This is a genomic window from Serratia sp. AXJ-M, assembly GCF_046531865.1.
Taxonomy (GTDB): domain Bacteria; phylum Pseudomonadota; class Gammaproteobacteria; order Enterobacterales; family Enterobacteriaceae; genus Serratia; species Serratia liquefaciens.
Map to the genome: position 1 here is coordinate 449,447 of NZ_CP059394.1, position 17,316 is coordinate 466,762.

The following is a 17,316-nucleotide window of genomic DNA, read 5'->3' on the forward strand; positions in this document are numbered from 1 at the left end:
CGTCCGTGAATTTTCTTACTGGTGTGATTGTATGGCTTACCAACTGAACCTGAACTGGCCCGAGTTTTTAGAGAAGTATTGGCAGAAAAAACCTGTTGTTTTGAAAAATGCCTTCCCGAATTTTGTCGATCCTATCACGCCTGACGAACTTGCGGGGCTGGCGATGGAGCAGGAGGTTGACAGCCGTCTGGTGAGCAACGCAGAGGGAAAATGGCAGGCCAGCAACGGTCCGTTTGAACATTTCGATGACCTCGGTGAAACGGGTTGGTCACTGCTGGCGCAGGCGGTTAACCACTGGCATGCGCCCTCAGCCGAGCTGGTGCACCCGTTTCGCGCCTTGCCGGACTGGCGCCTGGATGATCTGATGATCTCCTTCTCGGTGCCGGGAGGCGGTGTGGGTCCGCATATCGACAACTACGATGTGTTCATCATTCAGGGGATGGGCCGCCGTCGCTGGCGCGTTGGCGATGCCTTGCCGATGCGTCAGTTCTGCCCGCACCCGGCGCTGCTGCACGTTGATCCGTTCGAGCCGATCATTGATGAAGAATTGGAACCGGGCGACATTCTGTACATCCCGCCAGGCTTTCCCCATGACGGCTTTACCCACGAAACGGCGTTCAACTATTCAGTGGGCTTCCGTGGGCCAAACGGCCGCGACTTGATCAGCAGCTTTGCTGATTACGCGCTGGAAAAAGATCTGGGTGGTGCGCATTACAGCGATCCTGATTTAACCCTGCGTGAACATCCGGGCCGGGTTGAAGAATATGAGCTTGAGCGCCTGCGCTCAATGATGTTCGAAATGATCGGCCAACCGGAAGACTTTAAGCAGTGGTTTGGCCGTTTTGCCACTACGCCACGTCATGAGCTGGATATCGCTATGGCGGAACCCCCTTATGAAGCGGAAGAGGTACTGAATGCGCTGATGGGCGGTGAAACCCTGACTCGCCTGAGCGGCCTGCGTGTGCTGCAGGTCGGCGACAGCTTCTTCGTCAACAGCGAGCGTCTGAACACCGTGGACGATCGTGCGGCCGATGCGCTGTGTCGCTATACCGAGCTGGGCCAGCCGGAGCTGGGTGATGCGTTGCAAAATCCGGCCTTTGTGGCTGAGCTGACCGAGCTGATCAATCAGGGATACTGGTTCTTCAAAGAGTAGTTGTCGCTGTGGGCTGACTTGCCGGGTGGCGCTACGCCTACCCGGCAGTTTTGTATTTTCTCAACGAATTAAGACACCAATTCCAGCCCCGCGACCCGGCGCCAGTAGCCGTTGCAGTCGGCTTGATCGGTGAGCGTTAACGGCTGCGCACCCTGCTCGTTGGCACGGAAGCGTTCGACCAGAGCCAACGTCTCCGTGCTCTGCGGCGACAGGCGCACGATGTCTACCAATCCCTGCATACCGCTCAATTCGTTACCCAGGTTATAACAGTAGCCGCTCATGGTCTGAATACCGTTGAGCACGAACACCTGCTGCTGTTCTTGCGAACGCATCATGCGACCCTGCGGGTATTTGATGCAGCAGGTTTCGCATTCGTCCTTGGCACGGTCTTCAGACCGTGCGGTGAAGCAGCGTGCCGAATAGGCCAGCGGCAGGTGGCCGTAGCTCAGCACTTCCACTTCAAACTGCTGGCGGAAGCCCAGTTCTTCGCACTGCGCCAACAGTTTGGCCAGCCAGTCGCGTGACAGCTCGACCGGCATACACCAGCGGGTCATGCCCTGGCGGTGCAGCAGGCGCAGGGTGTAGGCGTTGTAGCAATTCAGCGCGTGACCGGCGACGAACGGCAGGCCACGTTCCGCGGCCATATTCACCGTGCCCAGATCGTTGGCTTCTATCAGGAATTCGCCGTTTTCCACATAACGCTTCAGTTCGTTCAGCTCGGACGGCGCCTGTAACAGTGCCAGGGTAGAGATCACCACCTGCTTGCCGCTGCGGGCTATCTCTTGCGCCAGCGCCAGCCAGTCTCCCACCTTCATTTCACGCCGTTTGGTGCAGACGCTTTCACCGAGATAAATAATCTCCGCGCTGCTGTTTACCGCCTGCTGATAAAAACTCTCGACCTCGGTTTTTGGCCAGTAGTACAGCACTGGGCCTAATGCGTATTTCATGCGTCCTCCTGCTACTGCCATTTGCGGTGATAGGCACCGAGGGTGGTTTGGGTGCCTTCGGACATCGAGCCGAGCGCCTCCATCCAGCCGGCCTCGGCCTGATAAGCGGCCGGATCGGCCTGGCAGCGATCGATGGCCTGACGCCACACGCGGGCAACCTGGCTGACATAGGCCGGGCTGCGCTGGCGGCCTTCAATCTTCACCGAAGCGATATTGGCAGCCAGCAGTTCCGGCAGCAGTTCCAGCGTATTGAGGCTGGTGGGTTCTTCCAGCGCGTGGTAGCGCACGTCATCCACCAGATAGCGGCCCTTGCACAGCGTCGGGTAACCAGCATTTTCATCGTCCCGGTAGCGGTCGATCAGCACGCCGTTCAGGCGTGACTCCATACCCTTAGCCGTTTGCTGCCAGCGCACGTAGCGCGCCGGCGAACAGGCACCGACGGTATTGGGGGATTCGCCGGTCAGGTAAGAGGAGAGGTAGCAACGCCCCTCGGCCATGATGCACAGGCTGCCGAAGGCGAAGACCTCCAGCGGCACAGGGCTGGTACGTGCCAGCTGTTTAACCTGGTGCATCGACAGCACGCGCGGCAGCACCACCCGACCGACGTCGAAATGGCGTTGGTAGAAGCGAATTGCCTCTTCGTTAGTGGCAGAAGCCTGCACCGACACGTGACGCTCCAACTGCGGGTAACGTTCGGCGGCGTATTCCAGCATCGCCAAATCGGCGAGGATCAGCACGTCGGCACCCAACTGCGCCGCCATGTCTACCGCCCGCTGCCAGCTGGCATAGCCGTCCGGGTGGGCGAAGGTGTTGATGGCGATGTGCAGCTTGCGGTTGTGGCGATGGACGTACTCGACCGCTTCCTGCAGCTTTTTCTCGGTAAAGTTGAGGCCGGCAAAGTGGCGCGCGTTGGTATCATCTTTCAGGCCGATGTACACGGCGTCAGCGCCGTTATCCACCGCAGCCTTCAGGGCCGGCAGATTACCGGCGGGACAAAGCAGCTCCATAGATTTATCCTGACTCAGCATGCACCCATGGCGGATGCGGGCTGTCACAATGTTTACCGGTGACCGTTTTTAACCGGCAAACGCTAATCGGGAGGCAATTTTAGTGAAAGCGCGCTGAACAGGCTTTGATTTGAGGCAGCTTCTGGCGTATTGATAAAGCTGGCGGCGAAATGCACTATTTGTTGATATAGAGCGCTTCTGCCGTGCGCCACTGTGGCAAAATAGTGCATCTGTGTTGAAAGGAGTGAACGACAGTGTTGGAACAATTACGAGCGCGCATTGTGCGCCAGGGGCCGTCGCTGCTGCGAGTACCGCTAAAATTCACGCCGTTTGCTTTGCAGCGCCAGCTTCTGGAACAGGTGCTGGGCTGGCAGTTCCGCCAGGCGTTGGCGGATGGCGATTTGGAATTTCTCGAATCGCGCTGGTTAAAGATCGAAGTCCGCGATCTGGCGCTACACTGGTTTATGACGGTAGAAAACGGCAAGCTGGTTGTCAGCCAACATGCCGAGGCTGATGTCAGCTTCAGCGGCGACGCCAACGATCTGATTCTTATCGCAGCGCGTAAGCAAGATCCCGATACGCTGTTCTTTCAGCGTCGGCTGCAGATTGAAGGGGACACCGAATTGGGCCTGTATGTAAAAAATCTGATGGACGCCATCGAGTTGGAAGCCATGCCTGCGCCATTGCGCCTGGGCCTACTGCAACTGGCTGAATTTGTCGAAGCAGGGCTGCAGGAGGGCACGGTGCAAACTTCCCGTGTGCCGGTATCATGCTAATCCGCGTAGAAATTCCGGTAGATGCCGCAGGAATCGACGCGCTGTTGCGTCGTGCCTTTGGGCGTGACGACGAGGCCGATCTGGTGCAGCAACTGCGCGAAGATGGCCTGCTGACGCTGGGCATTGTCGCCACCGACGACGAAGGCGGCGTGGTAGGTTATGCGGCGTTCAGTCCGGTGGACGTGGCCGGGGAGGATCGCCAATGGGTCGGTCTGGCACCGCTGGCGGTGGACGAAAGCCTGCGTCGCCAAGGGTTGGGTGAAAAACTGATCTACGAAGGATTGGATTCGCTCAATGAGTTCAGCTATGCCGCAGTAGTGGTGCTGGGCGATCCTGCTTATTACGGCCGCTTTGGCTTTAAACCGGCTGCCGCCTACGGGCTGCAGTGCCGTTGGCCGGGCAGCGAAGCCGCCTTCCAGGTGTATCCGCTGGCGGAAAATGCTCTGGATGATGCGCACGGGGCGGTGGAGTTTTCCGAGCCGTTTAACCGGTTTTAATCTCAGCGTCCGGCAGTAAATGATCCAAAGTAAGAGGCGGGTGATTCACCAGCCTCTCTTTTTGCGTTTTGCTCAGTTGCTTCACCCGGTATTCCAACCTTAGCGCTTTAGAACGATCCCCCGCCAGGCAGTGAAACGCCAACACCAGCTCGCCTTTGCCCCGCAGTGCCTTTGCACCTTTGCCAGCCTGATGCTGCGCCAGACGTCGTTCGACGTCGGTAGTAATGCCGGTATACAGCATGCCGTTAGGCAGACGCAGCATGTAAAGGTGCCAGGGGGAGAGGGTATCGGTCATGAATAAGCAGCAACTTCGGTGGTCAGGGTGGGAATATGATGGCATGTTCGCCGTCGTAATCCCACCCTGTCCGCCTGCGGATGATTACGATTAGCCTTTTTTGCCCGCCATTTCAAAGCGAGGTGAAACGATGCCGTACAGCGTCCAGCCGAGGAAAGTGGCGATGGCACCCCACATCATGGCCTCTTCACCGGAACTGTAGAGTGCATAGAAGCTGTAAAGCGCGCCAATGCCGGCAATGATGTTGGCGATCCGCGCTTTTTTCTCCGGCACTTTCGCCACCTTCTGAATAATGATCAGCGCCGCCATCGACAAGATGTAGGGGATAATATTGGTCACCACGGCCAGGTTAACCAGCACGTTGAACTGCTTGTTCAGCGACGGGCTGATGGTCATCAGCGACAGTACGCTCTGGATAACGACGATGGTCAGCATGCCTTTGACCGGGGCGTCCGCCTTGCTGAGTTTCGAGAAGATTTTCGGGAAGAAACCGCTGTCGGCGGAAGATTTGAATACCTGAGCGATGGTGAACTGCCACCCCAGCAGCGACCCGACGCAGGACATGATCATCAGTGCCATGATGATCTTGCCGACCGTTGGGTTGAACATATGGGAAAACGCCAGCCCAAACGGCGCGGTGGAATTGGCCAGGTCCATATTCGGTACTATACCGGCGATCACGTTGGTCGAAACGATATAGATCACTGCGGCGCTAAGCGTACCGCCCAATACGGCGATCGGCACATTACGTTCTGGGTTCTCCACCACATCGGTATTGGCACAGGCGGATTCGAGGCCCAGGAAAGCCCATAGGGTCATGGAAATCGAAGCGCCAATGGCTTCAAAAGTTGGCACCTGATGCGGGTTCCACGCGGCGACGTAAGCGCTGCCGCTGAACCAGTGCCAGCCGATGATCGAAATCCCGACCACCGGGATGATGACGCCCCAAACGGTGATGCCGCTGATCCTGCCGGTAATGCGAGCGCCGCCGAAGTTGGCGACCGTGGCTAACCACAGCACACCAATGGTGGCGATACAGATCCCCAACGGGCTCAGGTTGGCGCCAAACAGCTCGGTACCGTAACCCACGGCGGAAATGGCGATGGCGATATTGGCGATCAGTAACGAAACGCCGTAGGTATAGTTCGCCATAAAGTTGCCCGATTTGCCGAAGGCATATTCAGCATAACCCCCCATGCCGCCGGATTTACGGCTGAACATCCCGCATTTGGCGAAGGCATAGGCCAGCGCCATTGAACCAACCGCAGTGACCAACCAGGAAACAATAGAAATTGTGCCTACCTCGGCCAATTTGGTCGGCAGCATAATTATGCCGGACCCCATCATGTTGACGGCCGTCAGGATCGTTAACTGCACGACCCCCATTTTATTATTAGACTTACTCATGATCATTCTCTCTTTTATGATGCGATCTGGGCGGTGAATAATATTCACCGCCTTGTGAGGTCATTAATTACTCATGACGTAGCCGTAAGCGCGATTCCAGCCATCTTCATCTTGTTGGATATAAACACCCTGCAATTCCGGTGCGAAACCAGGAAGTAAATTAATGCCTTCCTCCAATGCCAGGAAATAACGCTGTGCAGCGCCACCCCATATTTCTCCAGGGACGACACATAAAACACCCGGAGGGTAAGGTAGTGCACCCTCTGCCGCAATACGGCCCTCAGCCTTGGCCAATGAAACCAATTCGATATTGCCGCGGACAAATTCTGTATTGGCATCTTGCGGGTTCATGGCGACACGAGGGAAATAATTCTTGCGGAACATCTCTTTTTGCAGTTCTTTAACATCGTAACTGACATAGAGATCGTGCATTTCTTGGCAAAGTTGACGCAGGGTATAATTCTTGTAGCGTTGCTCATTGCTTTTATATACCGCGGGCAGGACTTCACTGAGTAATGAATCCTGCTCGATGTGTTTTTCAAAGCGGGCAATCAGCGCCACCAGATGCTGCATTTTGGCGATGTCTTCGGCCGGCGTGAGAAGGAACAGGATCGAGTTGAGATCGCATTTTTCCGGTACTATGCCGTTTTCGCGCAGATAGTTGGCCAAAATGGTCGCCGGAATGCCGAAGTCACTGTAGTTACCGCTCGCCGTGTCTATGCCCGGCGTGGTGAGCAACAGCTTGCAAGGGTCGACAAAATACTGCGATTCCGCATAGCCTTCAAAGGCATGCCACTTCTCGCCTGGCACAAAGTTGAAGAAGCGCAAATCGTTGGCCATTGTCTCGGTGTCATAAGACTGCCAGGGCTTGCCGTCGATCTGGTCTGGAACAAAAGGTTTGATTAACTGGCAGGTCTCCAGCAGCATTTTACGGGCTTCAATCCCTACGCGAACGCACTCCTTCCACAGGCGCTGACCGCTTTTCCCTTCATGCATTTTGGCATTGACGTCCAGAGCGGCAAACAGCGGATAGAACGGGCTGGTGGAAGCATGCAGCATAAAAGCGTTGTTAAAGCGTTTATGGTTGCAATAGCGACTTTGGCCTTTGATATGTTTGTCTTTTTTATGGATTTGTGAGGTTTGCGAGAAGCCGGCCTGCTGTTTGTGAACGGACTGGGTCACAATGATCCCCGGGTCGTTTTCATTCAGTTCAAGCAGTAAAGGCGAGCAATCTTTCATCATTGGGATGAATTGTTCGTAGCCCACCCAGGCGGAGTCAAACAGGATGTAATCGCACAGGTGCCCAATCTTGTCGACCACCTGGCGAGCGTTGTAAATGGTGCCGTCGTAGGTGCCTAACTGGATGATTGCCAGACGGAAAGGCCGGGCCTCATTGGCACGCTCCGGCGCCACTTCGCGGATTTGCTGACGTAAATAACGTTCATCAAAGCAGTGCGCATCAATACCGCCGATAAAGCCAAATGGGTTGCGGGCGGTCTCCAGATACACCGGCGTTGCGCCAGCTTGAATCAGAGCGCCATGGTGATTGGATTTATGGTTATTACGGTCGAACAACACTAAATCGCCGCGTGTTAACAGGGCGTTGGTCGCAACTTTGTTTGATGCCGAGGTCCCATTCAGCACGAAATAGGTCTTATCGGCGTTAAACACCTTGGCTGCGTGTTGCTGCGCGGCACAGGGTGCCCCTTCGTGGATCAATAAGTCGCCCAGTTTGACGTCCGCGTTGCACATATCGGAACGGAACAGCGTCTCGCCATAGAAATCAAAGAACTGACGTCCGGCCGGATGTTTACGGAAGAATTCACCGCCCTGATGGCCCGGACAGGCAAAGGTGGCGTTACCCATTTCGACATACTGCGTCAGCGTGTTGAAGAACGGTGGCAGCAGATCTTTTTCATATTTTACCGCCGCGGCCTCCAACTGCTTGCCGTAGAACTGGGTGTTTTTCCCGCAGAGTTCAAATACCCCGTGCAGCGCCGGTAATACGGCATTGTCCAACTCTTCTTCGCAGCAAACCGCCACAAACAGCGGGATGTTCAATCCGATCTCTTCGAGATGCGTCACCATGCCCTTTGCAACGTCCTCAACGGACAGCACAATGGCGGCGACATCATTGAAATCGCTCTGATGCACATCGACAATTTCACGTTCTGTTTCAAAGCAGCCCAGTGTTTTTTCATTAGCGGCAATTTTTAACTTTTTCATTTTCTCATTCTTCAGACAAAGGTATTCCACCGGCAAATAATTAAATCTGCCGTTAATACCTTATTAAAATAAAGGTGTGCGAGAACCTGGCATGCCGGAAGGCATTCCTGAGTTCACTCTATTATTTTGTGATGACGTTCTTATCCCATGAAGATGAATTACGATATTTTCCGCTGCGTAAGCAACAGGAGTTTATCTCTGTTGATCAGAGTGAAAAATAAGTCGTAATGATATCTTGCGTTCGGAATAAGGACGAACGAGGAGGGAGGTTATCTGAAGTTAAAGAAAGCGAAGCTAAAGCAACTACGATGAGCCATCATCATAATATGGGTTGTGCGCCTGATATGCGCCATTTTTCTGTTGTTGTTTTCCATTTCTAATCCACCTTTGTGAGTGAAAAGATGGCGCTATTTTAACGCAGGCTTGAGCAAAATATGTGACATACATCACGCATGCACACCTTCAAGTAAATAACTATTCACTGGTTATGCATTGAGTTGCATAAGAATACCTCTAAAGAGTGATTATGCATGTAAATAGATTGATAATAAATAGCCCTTTCTGCTACCTGATTTTTCCTATGCGGGAGAAATAGCAAAAAAAATTGCGTTTAAGAGGGGCGTATAATGCGCAATTGAAGTGAGTTTGTTTTTATTATGTTATAAGTCCATATAATGATATTTTGTATATAAATTCACTTTATCTGGGTGTTTATTCTCTTTTGATTTTTGCCGACATTGTTGTTATTTGTGACCCGCCTCAACAACACGGGTTAAGATGAAACAAGCTAACGGGGAGAATTCACAGTGACTATGACCGATGAGCATCAACCTATCGCACAGTTTCTCAGCAAGCAGCACGTACTGACGCTGTGCGCGGGAAACGGCATGGATATGTGGTGCGCCAATTGTTTCTACGTGTTTGACGCCGAGCGGATGGCGCTGTGGTTGATGACCGAAACCCACACCCGTCACGGTGAGCTGATGCTGCAAAACGCCAGCGTGGTGGGCACCATAGCGCCGAAACCGAAGACCATCGCCTTGATCCGCGGCATTCAGTATCGGGCGCAAGCGACGATGCTGAACGGTGAGCAGGAGGCGTTGGCACGGGCACGTTACTGCAAGCGTTTCCCGATAGCCAAGATGATGAAGGCGCCGGTCTGGCAGTTGGATCTGCAGGAGGTGAAGATGACTGACAATACCCTCGGTTTCGGTAAAAAGCTTCACTGGGCGCGGGTCTGAATACCGCAAACTATACTTTTCAGCATCATCAATCAGCGGGAGGGCATATGGCAAGGGTATTCATTGTCGGGGCAACTGGGTTGGTGGGTAATGCACTGTTGCATCTGCTGCAGCGTGATCCGCAGGTCACGGCGATCGTGGCGCCAACGCGCAGGCCATTGCCACCGCACGAAAAATTAGAGAACCCGGTGGGGGATGATTTGTTTGCGCTGCTGACTGAATGTGAACAGCCGGTCGATATGGTGTTTTGCTGCCTGGGGACGACCCGCCGCGAAGCCGGTAGCGACGCTAATTTCCATTATGTCGATTACACTCTGGTGGTGGAAAGTGCGCTGACTGGCCGTCGGTTTGGGGCGCAGCATTGTCTGGCCGTCAGTGCGTTAGGCGCGAACAGGCGCTCTACGTTCCTCTATAACCGCACCAAAGGGGAAATGGAGCAGGCGCTGCGTGAACAGAATTGGCCGCGCCTGACGCTGGTGCGGCCATCCATGCTACTGGGGTCACGGCCCTCGCCGCGTTTGCTGGAGCGCCTCACCGCGCCGCTGTTTAAATTGCTGCCCGGCAAATGGCGATCGGTGAGTGCCAAGGACGTGGCGCAAACCCTGCTGGAACAGGCGTTCAGCCCTGGCAACGGCGTTAGGGTGCTGGAATCCGATCGGCTGCATTGTTACCGCAGTGCACGCTGAGATTATCGAACGCCAGCTCCAGGCCAGGCGGCAGTTCATTGTCCGTCAGCCACAAATCGAGATGATGGCTGATGTGCGTCAATAGGGTACGGCCAGGTTGCAAGCGTTGCTGAATTTCCTGCGCACGGGTCAAATCGTTGTGGTTACGCGGTGCCTGCGGCTGAGGGGGCAGGCTGCAATCGAGCACCAGCAAATCCAACGGCACTCCGCGTAGAAAAGCGTCGGTATCGGGCGGCAGGCCGACGGTATCGGTCAGGTAGGCGAGCGATGCCCCAGCGGCCTGGATCAGATAGCCCAGCGTGATTTTTGAATGCTGCAGCGGCAACGGTGTGATGCGCAGCCCGCCCAGTTCAAGGGGTTCGAAGGGGGTTAACGGCGGTTGAAACGCCAGAATACCAGGGTGTTTGAACAGGTCATCGCAGCCCTGCTCGTCTGCCGGACCATAGACGGGAATAAAATTTCCGCACCCCCAACGCAAAGGAAATAACCCCTGTACGTGATCCATGTGGTAATGTGTCAGTAAAAAACGTTGAATTTCCCCCGCCGAAAAACGCCGTTCCAACGACGGTAATCCCGCATCCAGCAAGGTCGTTTCCCCCTGAAATTTGAGCATGGCGCTGCACGGTCGTCGCCGAAACGCCGGCTCGCGCCTCGCCCGCTGACAGACCAGACAATCACAGCCAAACACCGGGATCTGTTGCGCGCCACCGGTGCCGAGAAACGTCAGTTGCATGTCGTCACTCCCGATTATAAATACTTCTCCGCGAAGGCATGGATATCACGGAAATCCGCCAACCGTTGTTGCAGCGTCTGGTGGTCCCAGTGCCACCACTGGCTGCGCTCAATGCGTTCGATCAGGGCGTCGTCGAAACGCATGCCGATCTTTTTGGCCGCTACGCCGGCGACAATCTCATAGGGGGCGACATCTTTGGTGACGACCGCCGCGCTGCCGATAACGGCACCGTTGCCGATGCTGACGCCGGGCATGACGATGGCGTTATGACCGATCCAGACGTCGTGGCCGATAGTCACATGCTGTTCGCGCCGCCAGTCGAAGAACGCTTCGTCGTCTTCTCCCAGGTCATACTCTGAAGCGCGGTAGGTGAAATGGTGTTGGGCGATACGCTGGTAAGTGGGGTGATTGCCAGGATTAATGCGTGCATAAGAGGCAATTGACACGAATTTGCCGATGGTGGCGTAAAAAATCTGGTTGTGTCCGGCGGTATAGGAGTAGTCACCCATCTCCACCTCTTCCAGAATCGCATCGTCGGCCAGATGTACATATTGGCCTAAGCGACTGCGGTTAAGCGTCACGTTGTTACCGATTTTCGGCTGTGCAGCATCGTTCATGGCACGGCATCCTGTGGTTGTTTTGCCAAAGAGGGCAGCAGCGCCAACAGCGCCGCCAGCGTGTCATCAAGGTTGCCGTCGTTATCCAACCGTCGGCAACCGGCAGGGAGTTTTTCCTGGTACTCTGCCGCTCGCGCCAATCGTTGTTCGATCTGCTCGGCATTTTCGCGTCTGCGGTTTTGCAGCCGCTGGCGGAGAATATGCGTACTAACCTGCAGGCAAACCGGCAGCAGCTGTGCGCCATAACGCTGCTGCGCCTGCAATAAGTGAGCGCGCGAGCCATTGACCACCACATCGATCCCCTGCAGCAACCAAAGATCCACTTCGATCCCAAAAGCGTAATGATGCTGGTGCGCGTGCCAGTCGAGGGCGAACAGGCCTTTGGCGCGGCGGCGCAAAAATTCGGGTTCACTGAGCGCAATATGGTTCTCGCAGCCGGCGTCTGCCGGCCGGGTGATATAACGGTGCGCCACCAGCGGCGCACTGTCGGCATGGGCGCGCAGGGCGGCCAGCAGGCTGTCTTTCCCGGCCCCGGAAGGCCCCATCAGATAGATAAGCTGTGCCATCAGAACACCTGCTTGCCCTGGCGCCACACGTTCTGCACGTAGATATGCTCGCCGTGCGGCCGCGCCAGTACCAAATCTGCCCGTAATCCTTCGGCGATGGTCCCGCGATCCTGCAAGTCCAGCGCTTTCGCCGGGTTGCGGGTGATCATCTGCACCGCCTGCGGCAAGCCGTAGCCGTTGCGCTCGTCGGCCGCGATACGAAATGCCGCATCCAGCAGGCTGGCCGGGTAATAATCGGAAGACAGAATATCCAACACCCCCAACGCCGCCAGATGGTGCGCTGCCACGTTGCCGGAGTGGGAACCGCCTCGCACGATATTCGGCGCCCCCATCAGCACCTGTAATCCTTGCTGATGCGAGGCCAGGGCCGCGGCTTCGGTGGTGGGGAATTCGGCAATGGCGCTGCCCAGCGCACAGGACTCGGCTACGTGTTCGGCGGTCGCGTCGTCGTGGCTGGCAAGAGAGATCTTGCGTGCCCGGCAGTGAGCGGCGATCGCTTCGCGGTTTGGCGTGGCCCAGCGAGCGGAAAGCCCGATTTGCTGCTCCTCAAAGTCGCTCATCTGCTGGTCATTGAGGTTGTATTTGCCCTGATAATATTCGCGGTATTTTTCTCGCGAAGCGAACTGGCGCTGACCCGGCGAATGGTCCATCAACGACACCAGAGACACGCCCGGCTTGTCCATCAGCTGTTCGAACAACGGCAGGGTGCTGTCGTGCGGCAGTTCGCAGCGCAGGTGCAACCGGTGTTCGGCGCGATTCACCCCCGCACGCTGGCTGTGGATCACTGCGTCGATCATTTTTTGCAGGTTCTCCAGCCGATGACCGCCGTCGCGTACGTCGCCAATGGCCACTGCGTCCAGCACGGTGGTGATGCCATTGGCCACCATCAATGCATCATGGCTGCTCATGGCCGAATGGGCCGGCCAGTCGACGTTAGGGCGCGGGGTGAAAAACTTGTCCAGGTTGTCGGTGTGTAATTCGATCAGGCCAGGCAGCAACCAGCCGCCTTCACCGTTCAGTGCCTGGGGTAACTGACTGGGCGTATCGGCAAAACTGCGGATCGTGCCGTCGTTGATCTCCAGCGATCCTTCGACAACCTGATCTTCCAGCACCAGCTTCACGTTATTGATGATCATCAGAGGATCTCCAGCGCCTGTGGCGCCTGCATGTCATATAACCGGTCGGCGACCTGCTGACGGACGCCCTCATCATGAAAAATGCCGACGATAGCCGCGCCGCGCCGTTTAGCCTGTTCGATCAAGGCGACCACTGCCGCGCTGTTGCGGCTGTCGAGTGACGCCGTGGGTTCGTCCAGCAGCAAAATCGGATAATCGACAATAAAGCCGCGCGCAATATTCACCCGCTGTTGCTCGCCGCCGGAGAAGGTCGAAGGCGCCAACTGCCACAGACGCTGCGGCACATTGAGCTGGTTAAGCAAGGTTTCGGCGCGTTCACGGCATTCGGCGCGATCGGCACCCTGTTCCAGTAACGGCTGCATCACGACGTCCAGTGCGCTGATACGAGGGATCACTCGCAGGAACTGACTGACCCAGCCAAGGGTATGACGGCGAACCGCCAGGATTTGGCGCGCTTCGGCCTGCACCATGTCCAGCCATTCCCCCTGATGGTTGACCCAGATATGGCCGCTGTCGGGCAGATAGTTGGCATACAGCGAGCGCAGCAGGGTTGATTTTCCGCTGCCGGAATGGCCGTGCAGCACCACACACTCGCCGCTGCTGACCGTCATGTTGGCGTCGTGCAATACCGGCAGCCGCGTGCCGTGCTGCTGGTGGAGCACAAAGGTTTTGCTGAGGTGTTCAACCCGGATTTGAATAGTCATCTGTTATTACCTTGAGTTACGACAGCACCGAAGAAACCAGCAGTTGGGTATAAGGATGGTGTGGATCGTCCAGCACCCGGTCGGTCAGGCCGCTTTCCACCACCTCGCCCTGTTTCATCACCAGCAAGCGGTGCGCCAGCAGGCGCGCCACGCCGAGATCGTGGGTGACGATCACCGCCGCCAACTGCATTTCCACCACCAAAGTGCGCAGCAGATCGAGCAGCCGCGCCTGCACCGAAACGTCCAGACCACCGGTGGGTTCGTCCATAAACACCAGCTTCGGGTGGGTCACCAGATTGCGGGCGATCTGCAAGCGTTGCTGCATACCGCCGGAAAAGGTGGTCGGCAGATCGTCAAGGCGCGACAGCGGGATCTCAACGTCTTCCAGCCACTGCCCGGCCTGACGGCGGATGTCGCCATAGTGGCGCTGGCCGATGGCCATCAGCCGTTCGCCGATGTTGCCGCCGGCGGAAACCTTGGGCCGCAGCCCGTCGAGCGGGTGCTGATGCACTACGCCCCAGTCGGTGCGCAGCAGGCGGCGGCGATCGCTTTCCGCCATCGCATATAAATCATGCTGTTGCCCGGCCTGCGGACGGTAGAGGATCTGCCCTTGCTGTGGCGCCAGCCGCGCAGAGATCGACTTCAGCAGGGTGGTTTTGCCGGAGCCGGATTCGCCGACGATGCCCAGCACTTCACCGGGGTAGATATCGAAAGACACATCGCTAAAGCCTTTGCCCGGCGCGTACAGGTGGGTCAGGTTAGCCACCGACAGCAGCGGCGTGGTGCTCAGAGGGGTGGAAGTCATCAGTGCTGCGCCTCTTGCGAAGGTTGCGCCAGTTGCTGCTGGCAGTAATCGGTATCGGAGCAGACGAACATGCGGTTGCCCTGGTCGTCGAGCACCACCTCGTCCAGATAACTGTGGCGCGAGCCGCACAGCGCGCAGGGCTCGTCCCACTGCTGTACGCTGAACGGATGATCGTCGAAGTCCAGGCTCTCCACTTTGGTAAAGGGTGGCAGGGCATAGATACGTTTCTCGCGTCCGGCCCCAAACAGCTGCAGCGCCGGCATCATGTGCATTTTCGGGTTATCGAATTTGGGGATCGGCGACGGATCCATCACGTAGCGGTCATTGACCTTCACCGGATAGGCGTAGGTGGTGGCGATGTGGCCGTAGCGCGCGATGTCTTCGTACAGCTTCACCTGCATCACGCCATACTCTTCCAGCGCATGCATTTTGCGGGTCTCGGTTTCTCGCGGTTCGATAAAGCGCAGCGGCTCAGGGATCGGCACCTGATAAATCAGGATCTGGTCTTCGCGCAGCGCGGTTTCCGGAATGCGGTGACGGGTCTGGATCAGCGTAGCCTCGGGCGTGCGTTCGGTGGTGGCGACCCCGGCGACGCGCTGGAAGAAGCGGCGAATCGACACGGCGTTGGTGGTGTCGTCGGCGCCCTGATCAATCACCTTCAGCACGTCGGCACGGCCAATCACGCTGGCGGTCAACTGAATGCCGCCGGTGCCCCAGCCGTAGGGCATCGGCATTTCACGGCCGCCGAACGGCACCTGATAACCGGGGATGGCGATTGCCTTCAAAATGGCGCGACGGATCATGCGCTTGGTTTGCTCGTCCAGGTAGCCCAGGTTGTAGCCGGTTAATACTTCACTCATTGCGGGCCTCCTGACGCTCGCTAAATTCCTGGCGCAGACGCTTAAGCAGTTCCAGCTCTGCCTGGAAATCGACGTAGTGCGGCAGTTTAAGGTGGGAAACAAAGCCGGCGGCTTCGACGTTATCGGCATGGGCCAGCACGAACTCTTCGTCCTGCGCCGGGCTGGCGATGCCTTCGTCGTACTCGGGGCTTTGCAGTGCACGGTCTACCAGCGCCATTGCCATCGCCTTGCGTTCGGCCCGGCCAAACACCAGACCATAGCCGCGGGTGAAATGCGGCGGCTGGTCAACCGGATCGATAAAACCGTTAACCATCTCGCATTCGGTTAGCAGGATTTCGCCGATATCAATGGTGAAACCCAGCTCTTCTGGCGTGATCTCCGCTGATACATAACCGGTGCGGATCTCGCCGGCGAACGGGTGGGTACGGCCGTAGCCACGTTGGGTGGAGTAGCTCAGCGCCAGTAAAAAGCCTTCGTCACCGCGCACCAATTGCTGCAGTCGCGCTGAGCGTGAGCAGGGGTAAACCGGAGGATTACGGGTGATATCGTCCGGTATGCTGCCGTCGTCCCGCTCCGCCAACGCCAGCTGTTGCTGACTGAGCAGATCAAACACGTGGGCGCAGTTTTCCGGCAAGGGTTCGTCCGCCTGTGGTGCGCGGGGGGCTTCTCCTTCCGCCAGCAACGCGAAATCCAACAGCCGGTGGGTGTAATCGTAGGTTGGCCCCAGCACCTGTCCGCCGGGCAAGTCCTTATAAACTGCCGAGATGCGGCGCTCCAGTCGCATATTTTCTGTCGCCAGCGGTTCGCCGATCGCCAGGCGCGGCAGAGTGGTACGGTAGGCGCGCAGCAGGAAAATGGCCTCGACCAGATCGCCGCTCGCCTGCTTGATGGCTAGCGCCGCCAGCTCAGGATCGTAGATGCCACCCTCGGTCATGACCCTGTCCACGGCCAGGCCCAGCTGCTGCTCAATCTGCAGTGCGCTCAGTTCCGCCACGCTGTCATCGCCGCGCCGCAGCTGTTCCTGTAACTGATGGGCGGCCTCAATGGCTTTTTCGCCCCCTTTAACGGCAACGTACATCAGCACACCTCCACGTGGGTGGTTCGCGGTAACGCCAACAGGCATTCGCCGCAGGTCAGCAGGAAATCCAGCCCCAGCGGGAAGCGCTGCGGGCGGTTAAGCAGGTAATCCAGCAGCGCCGGCGGCAGCTGCGGTGAAATAATTCGTTGATGTTCGATGCCTGGCCCGGTCAGGCGCAGGGCGGTGCCTTGTTCCAGGCTAGCTAACTGCACAATCACCGTAGCGCTGAACTCGGGGGAAATTTCGCTGCCGCGCGGCAATGCCTGTAAATCGGTCGCCTGCAGTTGGCTATCGAACAGGGCGAAACACACCTCTTCGGCGCGGTCGGCCAGCGGTGCGCCGCTGTGGAAGCGAATGTTTGTTAGCGCTTGCTCACTTTTTAGCTCAGGACTCAGCTGGATCGGAGTTTCCTGATCCGCCAGGGTCAGCAAGGCAGCGGTACTGGCGGCATTCAGCCTGTCCCAGGTTGGGCTGCCTTGCAGCGTAACCACATGCCCAGGCTCGCTTAACGCCTTAAGAATTAAGCGGAAAGTCTGCTGAGATTGGTCGATCGGCTGGGTAAAACCTGTCAGTAGGCTCATG

At 56.9% G+C, this 17,316-nt stretch carries 20 protein-coding genes; 5 read left to right on the plus strand and 15 right to left on the minus strand.

What is annotated here, in order from left to right; translation table 11 throughout:
• Positions 1 to 31: 31 nt before the first annotated feature.
• The gene (locus H0S68_RS02110; protein WP_410529116.1) at positions 32 to 1,153 is read left to right on the plus strand and encodes a JmjC domain-containing protein; all 1,122 of its coding nucleotides are present in this window, start codon (positions 32 to 34) and stop codon (positions 1,151 to 1,153) included.
• Between the two features lie 68 nt (positions 1,154 to 1,221).
• Here H0S68_RS02110 and H0S68_RS02115 read toward each other — a convergent pair whose 3' ends face one another.
• Complete coding sequence (locus tag H0S68_RS02115) at positions 1,222 to 2,100, minus strand: U32 family peptidase (RefSeq protein ID WP_020824964.1); 879 nt, start codon at positions 2,098 to 2,100, stop codon at positions 1,222 to 1,224.
• Positions 2,101 to 2,111: 11 nt separating this feature from the next.
• Entirely contained in the window at positions 2,112 to 3,107 is a 996-nt protein-coding gene (locus H0S68_RS02120) for a peptidase U32 family protein (RefSeq protein ID WP_410529117.1), read from the minus strand.
• A gap of 254 nt (positions 3,108 to 3,361) precedes the next feature.
• On the opposite strand from H0S68_RS02120, the gene H0S68_RS02125 reads away from it, so the two are divergent.
• Both H0S68_RS02125 and H0S68_RS02130 read left to right on the plus strand, forming a co-directional pair.
• Positions 3,362 to 3,883: an SCP2 domain-containing protein gene (locus H0S68_RS02125; protein ID WP_020824966.1), complete on the plus strand. Its 522-nt coding sequence runs from the start codon at positions 3,362 to 3,364 to the stop codon at positions 3,881 to 3,883.
• Positions 3,877 to 4,380 (plus strand): GNAT family N-acetyltransferase, encoded by a 504-nt coding sequence (locus H0S68_RS02130; RefSeq protein WP_130016093.1) that lies wholly within the window; start codon positions 3,877 to 3,879, stop codon positions 4,378 to 4,380. The genes H0S68_RS02125 and H0S68_RS02130 overlap by 7 nt, the downstream gene beginning before the upstream one ends.
• Here the strand turns inward: H0S68_RS02130 and H0S68_RS02135 are convergent.
• The 4 genes from H0S68_RS02135 to speFL all read right to left on the minus strand — a co-directional run bounded on the left by H0S68_RS02135 (position 4,367) and on the right by speFL (position 8,682).
• The gene (locus H0S68_RS02135; protein WP_165366277.1) at positions 4,367 to 4,675 is read right to left on the minus strand and encodes a GIY-YIG nuclease family protein; all 309 of its coding nucleotides are present in this window, start codon (positions 4,673 to 4,675) and stop codon (positions 4,367 to 4,369) included. The genes H0S68_RS02130 and H0S68_RS02135 overlap by 14 nt on opposite strands.
• 90 nt (positions 4,676 to 4,765) lie before the next feature.
• Complete coding sequence (gene potE, locus H0S68_RS02140; RefSeq protein WP_115060310.1) at positions 4,766 to 6,082, minus strand: putrescine-ornithine antiporter; 1,317 nt, start codon at positions 6,080 to 6,082, stop codon at positions 4,766 to 4,768.
• 63 nt (positions 6,083 to 6,145) lie between these two features.
• On the minus strand, positions 6,146 to 8,308 hold the full coding sequence (gene speF, locus H0S68_RS02145) for an ornithine decarboxylase SpeF (RefSeq protein WP_187962174.1): 2,163 nt from the start codon (positions 8,306 to 8,308) through the stop codon (positions 6,146 to 6,148).
• 269 nt (positions 8,309 to 8,577) lie between these two features.
• Positions 8,578 to 8,682 (minus strand): leader peptide SpeFL, encoded by a 105-nt coding sequence (speFL, locus tag H0S68_RS02150; protein ID WP_112363015.1) that lies wholly within the window; start codon positions 8,680 to 8,682, stop codon positions 8,578 to 8,580.
• A 438-nt stretch (positions 8,683 to 9,120) separates the two neighbouring features.
• Between speFL and H0S68_RS02155 the strand changes: the two genes are divergently transcribed.
• Together H0S68_RS02155 and H0S68_RS02160 are read left to right on the plus strand one after the other, a co-directional pair.
• Positions 9,121 to 9,549 (plus strand): YhbP family protein, encoded by a 429-nt coding sequence (locus tag H0S68_RS02155; protein ID WP_020824971.1) that lies wholly within the window; start codon positions 9,121 to 9,123, stop codon positions 9,547 to 9,549.
• Between the two features lie 47 nt (positions 9,550 to 9,596).
• Positions 9,597 to 10,235, plus strand: coding sequence for an NAD(P)H-binding protein (locus H0S68_RS02160; protein WP_410529118.1), 639 nt, complete (start codon positions 9,597 to 9,599; stop codon positions 10,233 to 10,235).
• Here H0S68_RS02160 and phnP read toward each other — a convergent pair.
• The 9 genes from phnP to phnH are packed head-to-tail and all read right to left on the minus strand — an operon-like array spanning position 10,186 to position 17,315.
• On the minus strand, positions 10,186 to 10,968 hold the full coding sequence (gene phnP, locus H0S68_RS02165; protein WP_041414151.1) for a phosphonate metabolism protein PhnP: 783 nt from the start codon (positions 10,966 to 10,968) through the stop codon (positions 10,186 to 10,188). The genes H0S68_RS02160 and phnP overlap by 50 nt on opposite strands.
• Positions 10,969 to 10,982: 14 nt before the next feature.
• A complete protein-coding gene (locus H0S68_RS02170) occupies positions 10,983 to 11,585 on the minus strand; it encodes a DapH/DapD/GlmU-related protein (RefSeq protein WP_116691395.1) in 603 nt (200 codons plus the stop codon).
• Entirely contained in the window at positions 11,582 to 12,151 is a 570-nt protein-coding gene (gene phnN, locus H0S68_RS02175; RefSeq protein ID WP_116691394.1) for a ribose 1,5-bisphosphokinase, read from the minus strand. Before phnN ends, H0S68_RS02170 begins: the two co-directional genes overlap by 4 nt.
• Positions 12,151 to 13,287 (minus strand): alpha-D-ribose 1-methylphosphonate 5-triphosphate diphosphatase, encoded by a 1,137-nt coding sequence (gene phnM / locus H0S68_RS02180; protein WP_048762825.1) that lies wholly within the window; start codon positions 13,285 to 13,287, stop codon positions 12,151 to 12,153. The genes phnN and phnM overlap by 1 nt, the downstream gene beginning before the upstream one ends.
• The gene (gene phnL, locus H0S68_RS02185) at positions 13,287 to 13,991 is read right to left on the minus strand and encodes a phosphonate C-P lyase system protein PhnL (protein WP_020824977.1); all 705 of its coding nucleotides are present in this window, start codon (positions 13,989 to 13,991) and stop codon (positions 13,287 to 13,289) included. Before phnL ends, phnM begins: the two co-directional genes overlap by 1 nt.
• Before the next feature lie 16 nt (positions 13,992 to 14,007).
• Complete coding sequence (phnK, locus tag H0S68_RS02190) at positions 14,008 to 14,796, minus strand: phosphonate C-P lyase system protein PhnK (protein ID WP_020824978.1); 789 nt, start codon at positions 14,794 to 14,796, stop codon at positions 14,008 to 14,010.
• The gene (locus H0S68_RS02195) at positions 14,796 to 15,656 is read right to left on the minus strand and encodes an alpha-D-ribose 1-methylphosphonate 5-phosphate C-P-lyase PhnJ (RefSeq protein ID WP_020824979.1); all 861 of its coding nucleotides are present in this window, start codon (positions 15,654 to 15,656) and stop codon (positions 14,796 to 14,798) included. Before H0S68_RS02195 ends, phnK begins: the two co-directional genes overlap by 1 nt.
• Positions 15,649 to 16,734 carry a carbon-phosphorus lyase complex subunit PhnI gene (locus H0S68_RS02200; protein ID WP_048762826.1) on the minus strand — a complete coding sequence of 362 codons (1,086 nt, stop codon included), beginning with the start codon at positions 16,732 to 16,734 and terminating at the stop codon, positions 15,649 to 15,651. The genes H0S68_RS02195 and H0S68_RS02200 overlap by 8 nt, the downstream gene beginning before the upstream one ends.
• Positions 16,734 to 17,315 carry a phosphonate C-P lyase system protein PhnH gene (gene phnH / locus H0S68_RS02205; protein ID WP_130016099.1) on the minus strand — a complete coding sequence of 194 codons (582 nt, stop codon included), beginning with the start codon at positions 17,313 to 17,315 and terminating at the stop codon, positions 16,734 to 16,736. The genes H0S68_RS02200 and phnH overlap by 1 nt, the downstream gene beginning before the upstream one ends.
• Between the last annotated feature and the right edge of the window lies 1 nt (position 17,316).

Bases quoted from the DNA above. Each gene is read 5' to 3' on its own strand.
- H0S68_RS02120 (WP_410529117.1), bottom strand. From the start codon at position 3,107: ATGGAGCTGCTTTGTCCCGCCGGTAATCTGCCGGCCCTGAAGGCTGCG.
- phnL (WP_020824977.1), bottom strand. From the start codon at position 13,991: ATGACTATTCAAATCCGGGTTGAACACCTCAGCAAAACCTTTGTGCTC.
- H0S68_RS02195 (WP_020824979.1), bottom strand. From the start codon at position 15,656: ATGAGTGAAGTATTAACCGGCTACAACCTGGGCTACCTGGACGAGCAA.
- phnM (WP_048762825.1), bottom strand. From the start codon at position 13,287: ATGATCATCAATAACGTGAAGCTGGTGCTGGAAGATCAGGTTGTCGAA.
- potE (WP_115060310.1), bottom strand. From the start codon at position 6,082: ATGAGTAAGTCTAATAATAAAATGGGGGTCGTGCAGTTAACGATCCTG.
- phnH (WP_130016099.1), bottom strand. From the start codon at position 17,315: ATGAGCCTACTGACAGGTTTTACCCAGCCGATCGACCAATCTCAGCAG.
- H0S68_RS02130 (WP_130016093.1), top strand. From the start codon at position 3,877: ATGCTAATCCGCGTAGAAATTCCGGTAGATGCCGCAGGAATCGACGCG.
- H0S68_RS02160 (WP_410529118.1), top strand. From the start codon at position 9,597: ATGGCAAGGGTATTCATTGTCGGGGCAACTGGGTTGGTGGGTAATGCA.
- H0S68_RS02135 (WP_165366277.1), bottom strand. From the start codon at position 4,675: ATGACCGATACCCTCTCCCCCTGGCACCTTTACATGCTGCGTCTGCCT.
- H0S68_RS02115 (WP_020824964.1), bottom strand. From the start codon at position 2,100: ATGAAATACGCATTAGGCCCAGTGCTGTACTACTGGCCAAAAACCGAG.
- H0S68_RS02155 (WP_020824971.1), top strand. From the start codon at position 9,121: ATGACCGATGAGCATCAACCTATCGCACAGTTTCTCAGCAAGCAGCAC.
- phnK (WP_020824978.1), bottom strand. From the start codon at position 14,796: ATGACTTCCACCCCTCTGAGCACCACGCCGCTGCTGTCGGTGGCTAAC.
- H0S68_RS02170 (WP_116691395.1), bottom strand. From the start codon at position 11,585: ATGAACGATGCTGCACAGCCGAAAATCGGTAACAACGTGACGCTTAAC.
- H0S68_RS02200 (WP_048762826.1), bottom strand. From the start codon at position 16,734: ATGTACGTTGCCGTTAAAGGGGGCGAAAAAGCCATTGAGGCCGCCCAT.
- speF (WP_187962174.1), bottom strand. From the start codon at position 8,308: ATGAAAAAGTTAAAAATTGCCGCTAATGAAAAAACACTGGGCTGCTTT.
- phnN (WP_116691394.1), bottom strand. From the start codon at position 12,151: ATGGCACAGCTTATCTATCTGATGGGGCCTTCCGGGGCCGGGAAAGAC.
- speFL (WP_112363015.1), bottom strand. From the start codon at position 8,682: ATGGAAAACAACAACAGAAAAATGGCGCATATCAGGCGCACAACCCAT.
- H0S68_RS02110 (WP_410529116.1), top strand. From the start codon at position 32: ATGGCTTACCAACTGAACCTGAACTGGCCCGAGTTTTTAGAGAAGTAT.
- phnP (WP_041414151.1), bottom strand. From the start codon at position 10,968: ATGCAACTGACGTTTCTCGGCACCGGTGGCGCGCAACAGATCCCGGTG.